Source organism: Actinoalloteichus hymeniacidonis (assembly GCF_014203365.1).
GTDB lineage: Bacteria > Actinomycetota > Actinomycetes > Mycobacteriales > Pseudonocardiaceae > Actinoalloteichus_A > Actinoalloteichus_A hymeniacidonis.
This window is the reverse complement of record NZ_JACHIS010000001.1, coordinates 4,787,903-4,806,104: the sequence shown is the minus strand read 5'-3', so window position 1 is coordinate 4,806,104 and position 18,202 is coordinate 4,787,903. Positions and strand designations below refer to the sequence as shown.

Below are 18,202 nucleotides of genomic sequence, written 5' to 3'. Positions count from 1 at the left end.
CAGCGGCGAATACTCCCGGTCGAGCGCAGGTGATCACATTGATCACCGGCGACCAGGTGCGGGTGACACAGAGCGACGGTGGCGGGCACTCTGTCGCGGTGGTTCCCGCCGCAGGCCGCGAGAACATTCGGTTCCATCGTGCCTCGACCGAGGACAGTATCTCTGTCATCCCCGCCGATGCCCTGCCATTAGTCCAGTCCGGTCGCCTGGATACCAGACTGTTCGACGTCCTCGGACTCATCGAGCAGGGCTTCGCGGACAGCGGACCCTTGCCGTTGATTTTCGCCGGTGATTCGAGTGCCCCGAGTATCCAGAGCACGTTGGCCGCGCCGTTGGCCGACGTGGGCGCCGAGGTCGTCCGGGAACTGCCGAGCATCAACGGTATCGCCGTCGAGCCCGGTGCGGATGATTCGGCCGAGGTGTGGTCGGTGCTCGGCGCGGAGCACAACACTTTCAGCGCCGGTGTCGATCGGGTGTGGCTCAACGGCCGCGCGCAGCTCCTGGACGAGGAGAGCAACGCGCAGATCGGTGCGCCGGAAGCCTGGGAGGCAGGCTTCACCGGGGAAGGTGCCACCGTCGCGGTACTCGACTCCGGGTACGACGCCGAGCATCCCGACCTCGTCGATGTGGTGGTCGACGCCGAGGATTTCACCGGCAGTGACACGGGAGCCGACGATGGCCACGGGCATGGCACCCATGTCGCCTCCACCGTGGCGGGGAGTGGCGCCGCGTCCGACGGTGCACACGCCGGGGTCGCGCCTGGCGCGGACGTGATCGTGGGCAAGGTATGCGGTCCGGAGGGGGACTGCCAAGAGGACGAGATCATCGCGGGCATGGAGTGGGCGGCCGAGCAGGATGCCGACGTGGCGAATCTCAGCCTTGGCATAGGACCCACCGACGGCACCGATCCGCTGTCGCTCGCGGTCAATACGCTGACCGAGCAGAGCGGCACGCTCTACGTGATCTCCGCAGGCAACTTCAGAGCCGATGAGTCCGTCAGCAGCCCGGCGGCTGCCGATGCCGCGTTGGCTGTCGCCAGCGTCACGAAGAACGATGAGCTCAGCGACTTCTCCAGCCGAGGCCCTCGGATCGGTGACAAGGCGCTCAAGCCGGATATCGCGGCGCCGGGCTCGGACATCATCGCGGCCAAGGCAGGCGGCTCGGGCGACGAGGCCTACGTCTCGATGAGCGGTACCTCGATGGCTTCGCCGCATGTCGCGGGTGCTGCGGCGATCTTGGCCGCCCAGAATCCGGACTGGCAGGCCGACGAGCTGAAGGCGGTGTTGTCGGCATCGTCGGTGCCGTTGGAGGGCTTGTCGGTCACGGCGCAGGGTGCTGGTCGGCTCGACGTCGCGGCAGCCGTCGAGGCCGAGGTCTACACCAGCCCTGCCTCGGTGAGCTACGGTCTGTTCCAGTACCCGCACGACCAGGAGCCCGTCACCGAGGAGTTGACCTACCACAACACCGGGGATACCGACCTCGTGTTGGATCTCGCCTTCGAACCCATCGGGGGCGATGGAACGCCCGCCCCGTCGGGGCTGTTCGACCTCGGTGCCGACCAGGTCACCGTGCCCGCTGGCGGCGAGGCCATCGTGGAGCTCACCGTGGACCCCTCGGTGAACGACCAACTCGGCTTCGTCGGCGGTTCCGTGCTCGCGAGCAGTGCAGACGGCTCGACGACGGTGTCCACCCCGGCAGGCGTGTTCCTGGAGCCGGAGAGCTACGACCTTACAATCGAGGCCACGACCCATTCCGGTGCCGTTGCGGAGAATCCCTACATCGGCGCGGTCAACCGGGAGACCGGTGAAGTGTTCTATGTCGAGCAGGCCGCCGATGGCAGCCTGCAGACTCGGCTACCCGTTGGCCGGTACGACGTTCTCGCTCTGTTGAGCGAGTATGGCGAAGGCGAGGACAGCGTCGGCGGTACCGAGACCGTGGGGGCCGAGCTGGACGTCGAGGTCGGCGAGGACACGACGATCAGCTTCGACGGAACGCAGGGCGAACCGGTGTCCGTCGAGGTGGACCGCGAAGCGACAGTGCAGGGTGCCGCACTCGAGTTGGCGCTGCCCTCGTTCGAGATCGGAACCTCCCAGTACGGGGACGGGTTCCAGAACTTCGCCATACCGACCGGTGACGTCGATCCGAACGGTCTTCGCCTCGTGTATCGGCCGGTGCTCGCCTCACCGGAGAGTGCCGACGAGCCGTATAGCTATGACCTCGTGCTGGAGAAGTCCGGCATCCCCGGCCAGCCGAGCTTCACCGTGGCCGATGAGGAACTCGCGGCGGTGAGTACGCGGTATCACGCGCAAGGCGTCGAGAAGACTGCCACCCGCACCGCGATGGGCGTCCTGCCCGACGACCTCGGCGGTTTCGGTATCGGCCTGCCGGTCGAGCTTCCCTCGCAGCGGCTGCACCTGTTCACCTCGGGGGACATCAGTTGGACGGAATACCTGTCCCTGAGTGACGGAACCACCGCCGAGGAGATCATGCACCAGAACACCTACGAGGTCGGTGAGCACACGGCGACCTGGAACCGTGCGCCGCTCGGCATCAGCGTCGGTACCGAGACGAGTCCCAGCGGACAACGGTCCGGAGATGAGCTTTACCTCACCCCCGGTTACTTCGCACCGGGTGACGCACTGGTGCACACCCTCTACGGTGCGGAGCCCGAGATCGTCGGTACCGGCACCCTGTCGGTGAACGGCGAGACCATCGCAACCGCACCGTTGACCGGTTTCGAGGTGTTCCCGGTGCCCGGCGGCGAGAACGTCTTCACCTATGAGGCCACCGCGACTCGCTCGGTGCCCTGGTCGGTGTTGGGCACCGAGCAGAATGCGACCTGGACCTTCACCTCGGACACGGTCGACGGTGGTCTGTCAGAAGCGCTGCCGTTGCTCGGGATTCAATTCGAGGGCGAGGTCGATGATCTGGGCCGGGCGCCCGCAGGCGTCGAATACCCGTTGGATCTGCGAGTGGATCGAACCAGCGACGACATCGAGGTCAGCGAGGTCGGCCTGGAGGTCTCCTACGACGATGGCGCGTCGTGGACGACCGTGGAGCCCAGCCGGACCGACGAGGGTTGGACCGCGTCACTGACTCATCCGGAGGGCGATGGGTTCGTCTCGCTGCGGGCGAGCGCGGTGGACAGCGCGGGCAACAGCGTGGAACAGACGACGTTGCGGGCGTATCAGATCACCGCAGGCTGATCAGTACGACTGTTTTCAAGCGAGGGGCCGTCTCCATTGGGGCGGCCTCTCGTCGTCTGTGCTGAGGACTCCGACTCGAAGCCCGAGCTGGCCGAAGCCGACTCCGAGGCAATGGCTCGGCACCTGATCCTGCGGGTGAGGTCCGTCCCGTCATTTACTCGAAGTATGGCCATCCGGCTCGGGCCGCAGCCATTCGGCTGATCGGGCGCGACATCAGGGAAATACTAGGCCGAAAGGAGCAGCGCGTTATCCGACTCGCTAGCAGGCTGCTGGACCATTCGGACTCGTCCTCCTGGCCATAATCCTAGTGATGTGGACCACCCGATCAGCGGAAAACCTTCGGGTGTCGTGGCGCTGCCGAGAATGAGTGGGAAACGTCCGCGCCGCGAGTCTGTTAGTTTCTTTCCCGCATCACCGGTTGCGTCGAAACAGAAACACGACAGCGCCGGAAACGCCGAATCAACGCTGTCGCGCGAGCGGCTGACGAGAAGAGACGGGTGCAAGTGAAGCATAAGAAAGTAACCGCAGTAGCATTAGGGATCGCGCTGAGTTCCAGTCTGACTGCGGCGACATTGCAGGTAGGGGTCGCAGCGTACGCCGAAGACGACGCCTCCGCAGTGGCGGACAATTCTGGCTCGGCGCAGGTGGTCACCCTGATCACCGGCGACCAGGTGCGGGTGACATCGAGCGGTAGTGGTGCGCAATCCATCGCGGTGATTCCGGCCGCAGGCCGCGAGAACATGCAATTCCACCATTCCTCGACCGAGGACGGTATTTCCGTCATCCCCGCCGACGCATTGCCATTCGTCCAGTCCGGACGGCTGGACGCGCGGTTGTTCGATGTCCGTGGGCTCATCAAACAGGGGTTCGGGGACAGCAGGCCACTGCCGTTGATCCTCGCGGGCGATCCGGCGGCGCCGAGTATCCAGAGCACTATGGCTGCCCCGCTGGCCGATGTGGGCGCCGAGGTCGTCCGTGAACTGCCGAGCATCAACGGCATCTCTGTCGAGCCGTCCTCGGACGATTCCGCCGAGGTGTGGTCGGTGCTCGGCGCGGAGAACAGCACCTTCTCCACAGCCATCGATCGGGTGTGGCTCAATGGCCAGGCCGAGGTTCTCGATGAGGAGAGCAACGCGCAGATCGGCGCCCCGGAAGCCTGGGAAGTCGGGTTCACCGGCGAAGGCGCCACCGTCGCGGTACTCGACTCCGGGTATGACGCCGAGCATCCCGACCTCGTCGACGTGGTGGTCGACGCCGAGGACTTCACCGGCGGCGACACGGGAACCGACGACGAGAACGGGCACGGCACGCACGTCGCATCGACCGTGGCGGGCAGCGGCGCCGCATCCGACGGTGCACACGCCGGCGTCGCCCCCGGAGCCGACCTGATCGTGGGCAAGGTCTGCGGCAGCAGCGGTTCCTGCTACGAGGACGCGATCATCGCGGGCATGGAGTGGGCGGCCGAGCAGGGCGCCGACGTGGCGAACCTCAGCCTGGGCGCCGGACCCACCGACGGCACCGACCCGATGTCGGCCGCGGTGAACACCCTGACCGAGCAGAGCGGCACGCTGTACGTGATCGCGGTGGGCAACTCGGGTGCGGACGACGACATCAGATCCCCAGCCGCCGCCGACGCCGCACTGTCGGTCGCCAGCGTCACCAAGGGCGACGAGCTCAGCGAGTTCTCCAGCCGGGGCCCGCGTTTCCGGGACAAGGCCATGAAGCCGGACATCGCTGCGCCGGGCTCGGACATCATCGCGGCGCGTGGCGCGGGCACCGCCGGTGGCAACCCGGTCGACGAGTCCTACACCTCGATGAGTGGTACCTCGATGGCTTCGCCGCATGTCGCGGGCGCTGCGGCGATCGTGGCCGCGCAGAACCCGGACTGGGAGGCCGAACAGATCAAGGCCGTGTTGACGGGATCATCGGTGCCGCTCGACGGACCGTCGGTCACCGCGCAGGGCGCCGGTCGGCTCGATGTCGCCGCAGCCGTGGAAGCCGAGGTCTACACCAGCCCGGCATCGGTGAGCCACGGCGTGCTGCCCTACCCACAGGATCAGGAGCCGACCACCGAGGAACTGACCTACCGCAATACCGGTGACAGCGAGATCACCCTCGACCTGGCGTTCGAACCGGTCGGACCCGACGGGGCTCCCGCTCCGGCCGGCCTGTTCAGCTTGAGTGCCGACCAGGTCACCGTGTCTGCCAGCGGCGAGGCCGTCGTCGAGCTCACCGTGGACCCCTCGGTGAACGAGCAACTCGGTTTCTTCGGTGGTTCCGTGCTCGCCAGTAGCGCAGACGGCGAGACCACGGTGTCCACTCCCACGGGTGTGTTCCTGGAGTCGGAGAGCTACGACCTCACCGTCGAGGCCACGACGAAGTCCGGCGCGGCGGCGGTCAACCCGTACATCGAGGCGGTGAACCGGGAGACCGGTGAATCGTTCACCGTCGCCAAGAGCACCGATGGTGTCTTCTCGGCCCGGCTGCCCATTGGGCGGTACGACGTCCTCGCCGTGCTGACCGAGAATGTCGAAGAGGGCGGCGTGACCGTCGGTGGCACGGCGACCGTCGCGGCCGAGATGGATGTCGACCTCAGTAAGGACACGTCGGTCGTCTTCGATGGCACTCAAGGCGAACCGGTGTCCGTCGAGGTCGATCGCGAGGCGACGGTGGCAGCGGCAACGCTCGACCTGACGCTGCCCGGCTACTCCCTGGGAGCCGTCCAAATGGGAGACGGGTTCGAGAACTACGTGATACCGACCGGTGAGGCCGAGACGAACGGACTCGGCTTCGTCTATCGACCGACGCTGGGCTCGGCGGCCGACGCGAAGGAACCCTACGAGTACAACCTCGTGTTCGATTCACCCGGCATTCCCAGCGAGCCGAACTTCGTGGTGTCCGACGAGGAACTGGCGGCGGTGCAGACCAGCTATCACGCCCAGGGTGTCGAGACGTCCGCCATGCACAGCGCAACGGGCCTGCTCCCCGAGGAATTCTTCTCCTTCGGGCTCGAGCTGCCGGTGGAGGTCCCCACGGAGAAGCTGCATCTGTTTACCACCGAGGGTGTGCGTTGGCAGGAGACCCTGTCGTTCGGTGGTCTCAGGACCTTCGAGGATCTCGGACGAAGCAACTCCTTCGAGGCAGGAGACCACACGGCCACCTGGAACCGCGCACCGCTGGGTGTCGGCGTCGGCACCGAGGCCAAGCCTGCCAGCCAGCGCATCGGCGACGAGCTGATACTCGCTCTCGGCTACTTCGCGCCCAGCGAGGCGAACACCACGTCCGCGTTCTTCGGCTCTGAGCCCGAGTTCGTCGGTACCGCCACCCTGTCTGCGAACGATGAGATCATCGCAAGCAAGCCGGTGACCGGTTTCGAGCAGTTCACGGTGCCCGGTGGCGAGAGCGTCTTCACCTATGACGTCAGCGCCACCCGCTCGGTGCCCTGGTCGGTATTGGGTACCGAGGTGAACGCGACATGGACCTTCACCTCGGACACCGCCAAGACGCCGACGGGACTCCCGTTGCTCGGAGTCGCTTTCGACGGTGAGGTCGACGACCTGGGCCGGGCGCCTGCGGGCGTCGAGTACCCGTTGAACATGCGGGTGAACAACAGCGCAGGCACCGAGATCAGCGAACTCGCGCTGGAGGTCTCCTACGACGATGGTGCGTCGTGGACGAGCGTGGAGCCCAGTCAGACGGACCAAGGCTGGACCGCGTCGCTCACCCATCCGGAGGGCGACGGATTCGTCTCGCTGCGGGCGAGCGCTGTAGACAGCGCGGGCAACAGCGTGGAGCAGACGATGCTGCGGGCTTACCAGATCACAGCGGGCTGATGCACGACCACATGTGATCGTCTGCTGTCTGTCACGCGTCGGCACTGCACGACGACGAGCCGATCGAGACGCCGATGGGGCAATCTGCATCGGCTGTGGGCAGGCGGGACAGGGAAGGGCGCGGTCCCTGTCCCGCCACTCATCAGACCCGGACATCAGCGAGTCGACGTCCGAACGCGACCCCAGGAAGGAGCGTGTTTTCACCGTACGGCCCGGTGGGCGACCTCGGCGACGAGTGAACGCAGCAATCTGCTTACCGCCGTTTGGATGGCGGCTGTTCGGCCGATGGGCCTAGCGGATCGTCGTACCGCTGCGGGTCGAGGTCACAGCGTCACCGGCAGCTCGGCAACCCCACTGATCAGTACCCGTCGCCAGCGCAACTCCGTTGGAGCAACGGCCAGTCGCATCCCGGGATACCTACCGGTCAGCAGACGGAGGGTCTCCTGAAGTTCCACTCGGGCCAGTGGCGCGCCAAGGCAGTGGTGGACGCCGTGACCGAAGGCCAGATGCGGGTTGTCGACACGGTCGAGACGTAACTCATCGGGCTCGGTGAACGCGGCGTGATCGCGGTTGGCCGAGCCGATCGCGGCGATCACCCCGTCGCCTGCGGCGATGCGGACCCCCGCGAGCTCGACGTCCTCGGCGGCCACCCGGTACTGACCGGTCTCGCCGAGCCGATTGAAACGCAGTAACTCCTCGACGGCGGTCGGAATCGCCGCTGGATCGGACACCAGACGTTGCCAGCGGTCCGGCTCCCGCAGCAGGGCGATCAGGAAGCTGCCGATCTGGTTGGCCGTGGTCTCATGGCCCGCCACCAGCAGGGTGAGGCCGAGCGAGACCAGTTCTTCCTCGCTGAGCGTGTCCTGCTCGTCGCGAACGAGGGTCAGCTCGGTCAGCAGGTCGGGGTTCGTCGACCGGCCGGCGAGTACCGCGCGGCGTTTCTCGGCGACCAACTCGCCGATGTAGTCCTCCAGCCTCGTGTAGTCGGCTTCGACTTCCTCGCGCTCGGCCAATTCCATGCTGTAGACCTGCGCGGACCACTGTTGGAAGAGCGGCCTGTCCCGGGGTGGCACGCCGAGCAGTTCGCAGATGACCAGGATGGGCAGCGGGAGGGCGAAGTGGGCCCGGAGGTCCACGGGTTGTGGTTGGTCGGCCAACCCGACGGCCAGTCGCTCGGCGGTCTCGGCGATCCAGGGCCGCATCTGCTGCATCCGACGATGGGTGAACGCCTTGGTGACCAGCTTCCGGAGCCGGGTGTGCTCCGGCGGGTCCATCGCGGTGACGGCTTGGGCCCTAGGCCGGGCCACCGCCGTGCGAGGCGCGCCCGGTGCCACGGTCAGCGCTCGGGAGAATCGCTGATCACCCAGGACCCTGCGCACCTCCGCATAGCGCGTCACCAGCCACACCCGGTCTCCGGTCAACGTGCGAACCCGGACCACCGGCTCGTCGGACCGTAACGCCGCCCAGGTGGGGGATGGGTCCAGACTGAAGGCATCGGGAAAGGGCAGCGTCAGCTCGGGGTCGTGTCCGGGTATCGGCTCGGATCCGTCGTCGCTCGCCATCGGATCAGGATCACCTCGCGCATCGGCCGATAGTGATCACCGACCGTATCGCAGTAATCCCATGGGGTCATCACTCTGTGATGCCGAACAAGTCGGCGGCGGCCTTCGGCGCGGGAGTGGTCCACTTGGCCTCGGGCGCCTGGTAATCGGCGAACCGGTCCAGCAGCCGTTCGATATCGGGGTCGACCAACAGGGCGTCCCGGTGTCGTTGCTGGAGGAATCCCTCGGCGACCATGTGATCGACCATGGTCCGAAGTGGCTGGTAGAAGCCCGCCACATCGAGCAGGCCGATGGGCTTGGTATGCAGGCCGAGTTGTGCCCAGGTCCAAACCTCGAAGAGCTCCTCGAGAGTGCCCGCCCCGCCGGGCAACGCGATGAACGCGTCGGCGCTCGCCGCCATGAGCGCCTTGCGTTCGTGCATATCCGCGACCACGTGGAGTTCGGCCAGCTTCGGATGGGCGATCTCGCGTTCCACCAATTGGCGGGGAATCACGCCGATCACCCGGCCACCGCCCTGCATCGCCGCATCGGCGACGGCGCCCATGATCCCGACGGCGGCACCGCCGTAGACCAACTCGATGCCTCGGTCGGCCAGCAGCCTGCCGACCCGGGTGGCCGCTTCGAGATAGACATCGCCGCGACCGCTCGCGGACCCGCAGAACACACAAATTCGCACGGCTCGCACTGTAACGACGCCGTGTCCCCCATGCCGTCAACCGGCGCCGGGACACGGCGTCGCAGCCAGCCGGATCAGCGAATGCTGGTCGCGGTGGCCTCCGCAGCGGTGTTCTCGCTGACCACGGCGGCGAGTTCCTGTTCGGCGGGCGGAATCGGCCGGGTCATCGTGCGGTAGATCACCAGAGCGCCTGCGGAGACCCCGACCATCACGATGGCCATCGGCAGCGCGGTGCCCTCGCCACCGAGGCTGACCAGCGGGGCGGCCAGCGCTCCGAGAAGGAACTGCAGGGTGCCCAGCAGCGCGGATGCGGCCCCGGCGGAATTCGGATACTCGGCCAGCGCCAGCGTCGTCGCATTGGGCATCACCAGACCGAGGCTGGAGACGACGACGAACAACGCGGCCATCACACCCGGCAGGCCGAGCCAGCCGGTGTTCACCAGCACCAACAGCACCACACTCGCCGAGACCGAGGTGGTCATGCCGATCGACAGCAGGGTCCGAGGTGCGACCCGCCCGACCAACCAACCGTTGACCTGCCCGAAGATCAGGATGCCGACGGAGTTCAGCGCGAAGAGCAGGCCGTAGGTCTGCGGAGACACCTGGTAGACGACCTGGAGGACGAACGGGGACGCCGAGACGTACGCGAAGATCGTGGCGAAGCTCAGTCCACCCGCCAACGCGTAGCCCACGAACGAACGGTCCTTGAACAGCCGGCCGAAGCTGCCTGCCGTGTCCTTCACACCGCCCCCGCGCCGCTGTTCCCTCGGCAGGGTCTCGGGCAGCGTGATGAAAGCTGCGACGCCCATGAGCAGCCCGTACACCGCGAGGATGATGAAGACGCCCCGCCATGAGGTGAAGCTCAGGAGTTGGCTGCCGATCATCGGAGCCAGAATGGGTGCCGCCCCGGTGACCAGCATCAACATCGAGAAGAACTTCGCCGCGGCTACACCGGTGTAGAGATCGCGGATGATGGCTCTTGCGATGACGAGTCCGGCCGCACCGGCCATGCCCTGAATGAAGCGCAGGCCCACCAGCGCGGCGGTCGACGGCGCGACCGCGCAAAGCAGCGATGCGACCAGGTACACGGCCACGCCGACCAGCAGCGGTCGTCTGCGGCCCAGGGCATCGCTGAGTGGTCCCGCCACGAGCTGGCCGAAGGCCAACCCGATCAGACACGCGGTGAGGGTCAGTTGGATCTGGGCCGCCGTCGAGCTGAACTCGACACTGAGATCGGGGAAGGCGGGCAGGTACATGTCGATGGACAGGGGACCGACGGCGGTGATGGTGCCCAGGATGAGGGCCAGCTTCCACCGGGATGGTGTGGATCGAGCGGTTCGGGTCGTGTCGGTGAGTTGACCGGTCAAGCTCAACGAATTCTCCAGACGGGTACAGGAGGTCTCGGGTGAAGCGCATACCCCCGGCCGTCCAACACGACGCTGGTTCGAGTCCATCTCGAAAGTGACGTATCTAACCCGTTTGGCGGACTATCTTTCCGATGGTTGGGAACTCACGGCGACTTTTGCTCGTTTCGTCGCCCGATGGCGAGAGCGTGGCTTCACCCCGTCCAGCGCGCCGATCGGGACCGGGTAACCCGTCGCCAGTCCTCGGCGAAGCGCTGCTCCAGCGCTGCGGCACGGCCGTGGTCGTGGCCGTACCAGAGGCCGAAGGTGAAGCCGTTCCCACCGGTCGCCGTCGCCTGGGCGCCCAGCCGACGCAGGGCCTGTCTGGTCAGCACGATGTCCTGCCGGGTTCCCAGGGTGCGCTGCAAGCGTCGCACCGCTCGGCCGAGACGACGCACCTTCTTACCGGTGATGGGACGGACGACCTCGACCGCGTAGCGCATCCGCTTGGCCAGCTTCCTGGTCTCGTGCAGGCGCTGGTCCTGGTCGGTATCGGCATCGTCGAGCGCGATCGAGGCCCGGTCCCACGGCGGAGCGCCCACGGCCCGTGCGGCCCGGTCCAGCTTCCGATAGGTACGGGCCACCGAGGCGGGCAGCACCGTGCGGGCCCGCTCGGCCGCGAGCGGGGTCAGCGGCGGCTGGGCGAGCAATCCCGCGATCGACTCGGTGAGTTCGCGGTGCCGGGGGCCGTCCAGCGCCTCGGACACCGCCTGATCCGAGTCGGCCTGCCTGCGGGCCAGGTCTCGGGTGATGTGCTGGTCGACGGCGCCGAGCAGCAGTTCGGGCGGGGTGCGCTCGGTGCGCTCCTTGAGCAGCGCATAGACGACCTCGACATCCCTGGACTCCCCGAGCACCTCCGCCAGCCATCTCAGCTCGGACGTCAACCCTCGGGTCTGCTCTCGATCCACGACCTCGCCGAAGGCCTGTAAGGCACTGCGCATCCGCCGCACGGCGATCCGCATCCGATGGACCGCATCCGGCTCGCCCCGGCGGAAGGCGTCCTCCCACGATCGGAGGGCGGCGGCCTGCTCGTGCAGGTAGGCGAGGACGACCTCTCCCGCACTGGACTTCTTGTCGATCCGGGTCGTCGACGGGCTGACCTGCGGTGTCTCCGTAGTCATCTGCGCTCCTGCCCTGCTTGGACGGACTGGTCTGCTGCCCTGCAGGTACCCGATGGGCACGCCGATGACACGGTCGAGATCACCGGATCAGACGACTATCGTCGAACCCTCCTACCTGGGAAAATGCGGTGACTTGCCGGTATGTGCTCGACGTCGTCGTGCGCCGGGTCGATCGAGATGGTCTGCGCGAGCACGCAGATCGGCAGTGGCTCCGAAGGAAAGTCGTGGACAACGTTGGGTCAACGCCCTCGCTCTCGACCGGGTCGAATGCGTACGATCGGCTCGAGCCACTGATTGGAGGCCCCCCGAATGTTCGGTCTCGGTGCTACTGAGCTGCTGATCATCGCAGGTGTTCTCGTGCTGCTGTTCGGCGCGACCAAGCTGCCGCAGATGGCGCGGTCGCTCGGTCAGTCCGCGCGCATCCTCAAGGCTGAGACGAAGGGATTCCGCGGCGACAAGGGTGAGACCCCAGCCGTGGAGGCCGCCGGTTCCGAGGCGCCGGGAGTCCAGGCCGCCCAGGTCCAGCAGCCAGTCCAGACCGCCCCCTCGGCGCCGGTCGACAAGAGCTGAGTCGTCTCGCCCGGCCTGACGGCCGGTCGCGGGAGATCGGCTCTTCAGCCGATCGTTAGGAAGACAGAGAAGGCAGGCCCCTGGTCGTGATCCGCTGGATTCGGTCGCTGCGCTGGTTGAAGGTGCTTCGTTTCGGCAAGGGCGGCAGGCGGGGGAATCCCGACGGCACGATGCCGCTCATCGAGCACCTCTACGAACTGCGCTATCGATTGGCGTTGGCCTTCGGCGCCCTGATGATCGGCGCGGTCATCGGTTTCATCTGGTTCGACTACGGGCCGGGACCGATTCCGACGCTGTCCTCGTTGATCACGGGGCCGTACTGCTCGCTGCCGACCAACATGCGGTTCCAGCCCAACGACGGCGCCTGCCAGCTCATGCAGACCACGGCGTTCGAGGTGGTCTCGCTGCGAATCCAACTCGCCCTGGCCTCCGGTGCGGTGCTGTCCTCACCGATGTGGCTCTACCAGATCTGGGCGTTCATCACGCCAGGCCTGTACTCCAAGGAACGCAAGTTCGCGGGCATCTTCGTCGGCTGCGCGAGCGTGCTGTTCATCTTCGGTGCGGTGCTCGCCTACCTGGTCGCCCCCGAGGGCCTCTACTTCATGGCCAGCTTCGGCGCGGGGAACTTCTTCACGGCGCTGACCGGTGGTGCCTATGTCGGCTTCATCCTGCTGTTGCTTCTGATCTTCGGCATCAGCTTCGAACTGCCCTTGCTGGTGGTCATGCTCAACCGCGCGGGCATCCTGCCCTACGCGAAGTTGAAGCAGTGGTGGCGCGGCATCGTCTTCGGGCTGTTCGTCTTCGCCGCGTTCGCTACCCCCGGTCAGGACCCACTGTCGATGGTGGTGCTCGCGACCGCGCTGGTCCTGCTGTTCGGTGCGGCAAGTCAGTTCGCCCGGATACACGACAAGCGCAAGGCGAAGAAGCTGGCCGCCGCGGGCTTGGCCGAGTTGGATCCCGATCAGGCCTCGGAGATCGACACCAAGCCCAGCGAGTTGCCCAAGCCCGACCGTTACGACGACGCCACCTGATCGATCCCCGTCGGCGTCCGACGTCGACACCCCGCATCGCCGCGCCCGTGGCCCGAACCAGGGGCCGCCGGCGTTTCGGCGTTCGCGCCCTGCTGTGGCGCCGCGCGGGCTAGCCGCCTGCGCCGCGGACGGTCTGCTCGATTCGTCCGAGTGGGTGGATCTCATCGAACCCCGTTATCGAAATGAGCCCGTGACGTGCTGCGCAGGGTTTGTGGGTTTCACCTGCACGATTTTCGGGGATCGTCAGATTGTTGACAATAAATCGGCTGCGGAGCTAGCTTTCGGTGACGCCCCGGAGGCAGAGCGTGGAGGTGCCAAGCCATGGCTATCACTAGTGGTCAATGGGCCTGGCTCTGCCTACTGCGGGTCTTCTCATCTCGGCTGCAGTAGCCCGTCTCGGGCGCAGCGGCGTGCGGCGGCACAGCTTGGTGCCGCCGGTGCACGCACCCCTCATCAGCTTGGGTCGGGTCGCTTGGCGGGCGCTCGGCGGCTGTTCGGCATAGGAGAGGAGGTTCGGCTGGTGGCTCTCATCGACGACGACCCGCTGGTGCGGGTGACATGGACTGACCGGGAGACCGGGGTACGCGGCTATCTGGTGGTGCACACCCTGGTATCCGGTCTAGCCACCGGGGGCACCAGGATGCGCGCGGGCTGCACCCTGTCGGAGGTCGAGGACCTGGCCAGGGGGATGGCGATCAAGGCCGCCGTGTTCGATCTGCCGGTGGGCGGTGCCAAGGGCGGTATCGACTGCGACCCGAAGGACCCGCGAGCCCGCGGGGTACTGCGACGTTTCGTACAGGCGATGCGGCCCTGGCTGGACGATCATTGGGTCACGGCCGAGGACCTCGGCGTTCCGCAGCACGTGATCGACGAGATCTTCGGCGAACTGGGGCTCGACCAGTCTTACCACGCGGCCATCCACCGGTCGGTCAACCCCGCGCTGACCCTGCGACGGGTTCGGGCCGGATTGAACTCCCCGGTCCCGGGCGGCTACCTGCTCGGCGACGTGGTGGGCGGTTACGGCGTCGCGCAGAGCTGCCTCGGGGTGGCCGCCGCCCGTGGCTGGCGGACCTCGGAGACGACGGTGGCCGTGCAGGGCGTCGGCACCATGGGCGGCGGTGCGGCCTGGTATTTGCATGAGGCGGGACTGCGGATCGTGATGGTCGCCGATGCGGCCGGGGCCCTCTACGACCCGGCCGGACTGGACATACCCGCGTTGTTGGCGGCGCGGGACCGCTTCGGTGAGATCGACCGAAGCCGGGTGCCGGAGCGGGTGGCTCGGCTGCCCAAGGAATCGGTGCTCAGCGTGGAGGTGGATCTCCTCGTCCCGGCGGCGGTCTCCTACGCGATCACCGAACAGAACGCCGACGCGGTGGCCGCAGGCGTGGTCGTCGAGGCAGCCAACGTCGCGACCACCCCGGCGGCGGAGCGCAGGCTCGCCGAGCGCGGAGTCCCCGTCATGCCGGACTTCGTGGTCAACGCGGGCGCAGCGGCCTGGGCCTGGTGGCTGCTGCTCGGCAGGGTGGACGCCGATCCCGCGTTGTCGTTCTCGGTGTTGCGTCAGGAGATGCTGGCCAGGATCGCGCCGCTGGTCTCGGCGTGGGACCACGGCGCGGTGCCGCCTAGGACCACGGCGCTGGCGGCGGCCGATCTACAGGTGGAACGGCATCGAGCGGCCGAGGCGGACGGCCGTCGATTGGTGACCATTCCATGACGGGGTTGACGGCCCCATGACGGAGTTGACGGCAATGTTCGGCGCAAGCGAGTGGAGACGGCGATGATCGTGCGTTCCGTGGTCGATATCGAGGACGGCGACCGGGATGTGAAGACCCCCAACTGGCGCAGCAAGCGCATCGTGCTGGCCAAGGAGGGCGTCGGTTTCTCGGTGCACGAGACGACCCTCTACGCGGGGACGGTGAACGACTTCTGGTACGCCAATCACGTCGAAGCCGTCTTCGTCGTGGAGGGCGAGGGCGAGCTGCTGAACAAGGAGACCGGCGAGGTGCACGCCCTGTCGCCCGGCACCCTGTATCTCCTGGACGGCAACGAACGTCATCAGCTCCGCCCGACGACGCTGATGCGTACCGTCTGCGTGTTCAACCCGCCGGTGACCGGCGCGGAGGTGCACGACGAGAACGGTGTGTACCCGTTGATCGTGGAGCCTGCGCCGGATCCGGCACCATCGGCCTGAGTCGGGGCAACCGAAGACATCGGCTGCCTTAGAGGGATCGAGTCCGAGAACGAAAATGCCCATGAGCGCGGCGTGGCGGCTCATGGGCATTTTCGTGTTTCCGGTGTGCCGTCGGCAGGAATCGAACCTGCGACACCTGCCTCCGGAGGGCAGTGCTCTATCCCCTGAGCTACGACGGCATGTCGTTTGTGGCGACGGGAGTAATCCTAGCGCACGCCCAGCAGTGCTTTGCTCGGGCCTGCCCTGTTGGGTTGCGCAAGACGATCTCGCTGGTCAGGGCCGTGTCGGTTCGGTGGCGGCGATGGGGGTCCGGTTCTGGTGCCGCGCACCCGATGGCGCCGTCCGGGTGGCGTGCTCGGAATGAGAGCGACATCGATTGCATTCATGCGCATGTCACTATATGTTCTGGCCATGGGTCACGGTCATGGGCACGGTGTGTCCGCAGTCAGCGCATCGCAGAAGCAGCTGAAACGACTCGGCTGGGCATTCGGCGTCCTGCTCGTGTTCCTAGTGGTCGAGGTGATCGTCGGCCTGGCCACGTCCTCGTTGGCGCTGTTGTCCGATGCGGGACACATGCTCACCGACGTGCTGGGCATCGGCATGGCGCTGGCCGCCATCACCGCGGCTCGTACCTCGGCCAAGAAGGCACGCGGTGGAGGTTCTTCGCGCACCTTCGGGCTCTATCGGCTGGAGGTGCTCGCGGCGCTGGCCAACGCGGTGCTGCTGCTCGGCGTCGCAGGCTTCATCCTGGTGGAGGCGGTCGGGCGACTCGCCGATCCGCCGGAGATCGCCGCGGGTCCGGTGATGATCGCGGCGGCCGCAGGCCTGGCGGCCAACCTGGTGGCCTTCGCGTTATTGCGTCCGGCGGCCTCGGAGAGCATCAACATGCGAGGTGCCTACCTGGAGGTTCTCGCCGACACCATCGCCTCCATCGGGGTGCTGCTGGGCACGGCGACGAGCCTGTTCTTCGGCTGGACGCTGGCGGACCCGATCGTCGCGGTGGCCATCGCCGTCTTCGTGGTGCCGCGCACCCTGCGACTCGCGGGCCAAGCGCTGCGCATCCTCGTCCAGCAGGCACCGGCTGATCTGGATATCGGCGAGTTGACCGACCGCCTTCGCGCCGTGCCCGGCGTCGCGGAGGTGCATGACCTGCACGTCTGGACGCTCACCTCCGGGATGGAGGTGCTCGCCGCGCACCTCACCGTCGACGCCGAGACCCGCACGGACGACGTGCTGGCCTCGGCGCAACGGATGCTGGCGGAGCGATACGAGATCGAACACGCCACCCTGCAGGTCGAGTCGACGACGAGCGCGGTCCGCTGTCAGGAGCTGACCTGGTGATCGGGCGGCTGCGGACTCGCCGTCGGTCCGTCGATGGATTGGATGACGCAGCTGGCGTGAGTTCGGGTCAGGCCGGTTCGAGCACGACCACCGGGATCCGGCGCTCGGTGTGGGTGGCGTAGGCCTCGTACGGCTTGTACAGATCGACGAGCCGTGCCCAGAGTGATTCGCGCTCGGCGCCCTCGGCGACCCTCGGGCGCACCCTCCTGCGGATCCCGCCCGGCAGCTCGACCTCGGTGCTGTCCATCGCCATCACGTTGTGGAACCAGGACGGGTGCGCGTCCACCCCGCCCTTGGACGCGACGATGACCAGGTTCGGGCTGTCGTCGAGATAGATGAGCGGGCTCGTCCTGTCCTGCCCGCTCCGGCGACCGACGTGGTCGAGCAGGAGCACCGGCGACCCGGCGAACGTCCCGCCGAGGCGGCCCTTGGTTCGACGGAAGACGACCTTGTTGAACCGGGCGAGCTGGCGGTGGAACTTCCAGTACGGCGAGGACGGTGGCGGTGGCTTCATTGCACTATTCTGTCGGCAAGTGACAAATGTCGTCAATCGGCTTTAGTTTTACAGTGGCATAAGTCACGAACAGGCGTTTTGGCTGACGCGACCTATGCTGTTGCGGTGACGGAACCAGGGCTGCGCGAACGGAAGAAGCAGCGGACACGAGACGCGTTGACCGAAGCCGCGTACGTCCTGTTCGACCGCAAGGGCTTCGAGGCGACGACCATCGACGAGATCGCCGACGCCGTCGAGGTCTCGCCGAGGACCTTCCTGCGCTACTTCAACTCGAAAGAGGATGTGGCGCTGACCTCGGCGAACCAGCAGCTCACGGCGATGATCGAGAATCTCGCCGCGCGCCCGTCGGACGAATCGGTTCTCACGGCGTTGCGCCGCTCCGTCGTCGAGGTCCTGGAAGCCTGCGAGACAGGCAGAGACGGCTTCGACCGAGATCGGTATCAACGAACCAGAACGCTGTTGGCGAGGACTCCGACCCTGCTGGCCGCATCACTGGAACAGAGTGCCATCCGGCTCGACGAGGTGGCCACGTTGATCGGGCAGCGGATGGGCGTCGACCATACCGTCGATCGCAGGCCGTATCTCGTGGCCGCCGTCGCGCTGAACGCGGTCCAGACCGGACTCAATGCCTGGCGGGCCCACCATCCGGCGGCACTGGCCTCCGAGACGGTAGGCGAGTTGTTCGATCTGCTCGGCGAGGGCATCGACTACCCGGCTGCGGTCCCGCCGGTCAGTGACGACGAACCGGGGTAGG

General features: G+C 66.8%; 13 protein-coding genes and 1 tRNA gene. 8 read left to right on the top strand and 6 right to left on the bottom strand.

Annotated features, from left to right (window positions below; translation table 11 throughout):
• The first annotated feature begins 29 nt into the window (after positions 1-29).
• Both BKA25_RS20065 and BKA25_RS20060 read left to right on the top strand, forming a co-directional pair.
• Positions 30-3,206: a S8 family peptidase gene (locus tag BKA25_RS20065; RefSeq protein ID WP_172803743.1), complete on the top strand. Its 3,177-nt coding sequence runs from the start codon at positions 30-32 to the stop codon at positions 3,204-3,206.
• A gap of 617 nt (positions 3,207-3,823) precedes the next feature.
• Positions 3,824-7,039, top strand: a complete 3,216-nt coding sequence (locus BKA25_RS20060) for a S8 family peptidase (RefSeq protein WP_069847557.1) — start codon at positions 3,824-3,826, stop codon at positions 7,037-7,039.
• A gap of 323 nt (positions 7,040-7,362) precedes the next feature.
• Here BKA25_RS20060 and BKA25_RS20055 read toward each other — a convergent pair whose 3' ends face one another.
• The 4 genes from BKA25_RS20055 to BKA25_RS20040 all read right to left on the bottom strand — a co-directional run bounded on the left by BKA25_RS20055 (position 7,363) and on the right by BKA25_RS20040 (position 11,801).
• Positions 7,363-8,601 (bottom strand): cytochrome P450, encoded by a 1,239-nt coding sequence (locus BKA25_RS20055; protein WP_069847559.1) that lies wholly within the window; start codon positions 8,599-8,601, stop codon positions 7,363-7,365.
• 70 nt (positions 8,602-8,671) lie between these two features.
• Positions 8,672-9,277 (bottom strand): LOG family protein, encoded by a 606-nt coding sequence (locus BKA25_RS20050; protein ID WP_069853368.1) that lies wholly within the window; start codon positions 9,275-9,277, stop codon positions 8,672-8,674.
• A 74-nt stretch (positions 9,278-9,351) separates the two neighbouring features.
• Positions 9,352-10,650, bottom strand: a complete 1,299-nt coding sequence (locus BKA25_RS20045) for a Bcr/CflA family multidrug efflux MFS transporter (protein ID WP_069847561.1) — start codon at positions 10,648-10,650, stop codon at positions 9,352-9,354.
• 185 nt (positions 10,651-10,835) lie between these two features.
• A complete protein-coding gene (locus BKA25_RS20040) occupies positions 10,836-11,801 on the bottom strand; it encodes a CHAD domain-containing protein (protein WP_069847562.1) in 966 nt (321 codons plus the stop codon).
• Between the two features lie 309 nt (positions 11,802-12,110).
• Here BKA25_RS20040 and BKA25_RS28475 point away from each other — a divergent pair, with 309 nt between their 5' ends.
• The 4 genes from BKA25_RS28475 to BKA25_RS20020 all read left to right on the top strand — a co-directional run bounded on the left by BKA25_RS28475 (position 12,111) and on the right by BKA25_RS20020 (position 15,593).
• The gene (locus BKA25_RS28475) at positions 12,111-12,371 is read left to right on the top strand and encodes a twin-arginine translocase TatA/TatE family subunit (protein WP_069847564.1); all 261 of its coding nucleotides are present in this window, start codon (positions 12,111-12,113) and stop codon (positions 12,369-12,371) included.
• An 86-nt stretch (positions 12,372-12,457) separates the two neighbouring features.
• Positions 12,458-13,402, top strand: coding sequence for a twin-arginine translocase subunit TatC (gene tatC / locus BKA25_RS20030; protein WP_236750530.1), 945 nt, complete (start codon positions 12,458-12,460; stop codon positions 13,400-13,402).
• Positions 13,403-13,922: 520 nt separating this feature from the next.
• Positions 13,923-15,116, top strand: a complete 1,194-nt coding sequence (locus BKA25_RS20025) for a Glu/Leu/Phe/Val dehydrogenase dimerization domain-containing protein (protein ID WP_069853370.1) — start codon at positions 13,923-13,925, stop codon at positions 15,114-15,116.
• Between the two features lie 63 nt (positions 15,117-15,179).
• On the top strand, positions 15,180-15,593 hold the full coding sequence (locus BKA25_RS20020; RefSeq protein WP_069853371.1) for an ectoine synthase: 414 nt from the start codon (positions 15,180-15,182) through the stop codon (positions 15,591-15,593).
• Positions 15,594-15,699: 106 nt separating this feature from the next.
• Here BKA25_RS20020 and BKA25_RS20015 read toward each other — a convergent pair.
• Positions 15,700-15,772: transfer RNA gene (locus BKA25_RS20015), tRNA-Arg, on the bottom strand.
• A gap of 232 nt (positions 15,773-16,004) precedes the next feature.
• Here BKA25_RS20015 and BKA25_RS20010 point away from each other — a divergent pair.
• Complete coding sequence (locus tag BKA25_RS20010; protein WP_069847566.1) at positions 16,005-16,934, top strand: cation diffusion facilitator family transporter; 930 nt, start codon at positions 16,005-16,007, stop codon at positions 16,932-16,934.
• A gap of 67 nt (positions 16,935-17,001) precedes the next feature.
• Here the strand turns inward: BKA25_RS20010 and BKA25_RS20005 are convergent, their stop codons facing one another.
• On the bottom strand, positions 17,002-17,448 hold the full coding sequence (locus BKA25_RS20005) for a nitroreductase/quinone reductase family protein (RefSeq protein ID WP_069847568.1): 447 nt from the start codon (positions 17,446-17,448) through the stop codon (positions 17,002-17,004).
• 105 nt (positions 17,449-17,553) lie between these two features.
• Here BKA25_RS20005 and BKA25_RS20000 point away from each other — a divergent pair, with 105 nt between their 5' ends.
• On the top strand, positions 17,554-18,201 hold the full coding sequence (locus tag BKA25_RS20000; protein WP_069847571.1) for a TetR family transcriptional regulator: 648 nt from the start codon (positions 17,554-17,556) through the stop codon (positions 18,199-18,201).
• The last annotated feature ends 1 nt before the right edge of the window (position 18,202 follow it).

Bases quoted from the DNA above. Each gene is read 5' to 3' on its own strand.
- BKA25_RS20010 (WP_069847566.1), top strand. From the start codon at position 16,005: ATGGGTCACGGTCATGGGCACGGTGTGTCCGCAGTCAGCGCATCGCAG.
- BKA25_RS20005 (WP_069847568.1), bottom strand. From the start codon at position 17,448: ATGAAGCCACCGCCACCGTCCTCGCCGTACTGGAAGTTCCACCGCCAG.
- BKA25_RS20040 (WP_069847562.1), bottom strand. From the start codon at position 11,801: ATGACTACGGAGACACCGCAGGTCAGCCCGTCGACGACCCGGATCGAC.
- BKA25_RS28475 (WP_069847564.1), top strand. From the start codon at position 12,111: ATGTTCGGTCTCGGTGCTACTGAGCTGCTGATCATCGCAGGTGTTCTC.
- BKA25_RS20055 (WP_069847559.1), bottom strand. From the start codon at position 8,601: ATGGCGAGCGACGACGGATCCGAGCCGATACCCGGACACGACCCCGAG.
- BKA25_RS20020 (WP_069853371.1), top strand. From the start codon at position 15,180: ATGATCGTGCGTTCCGTGGTCGATATCGAGGACGGCGACCGGGATGTG.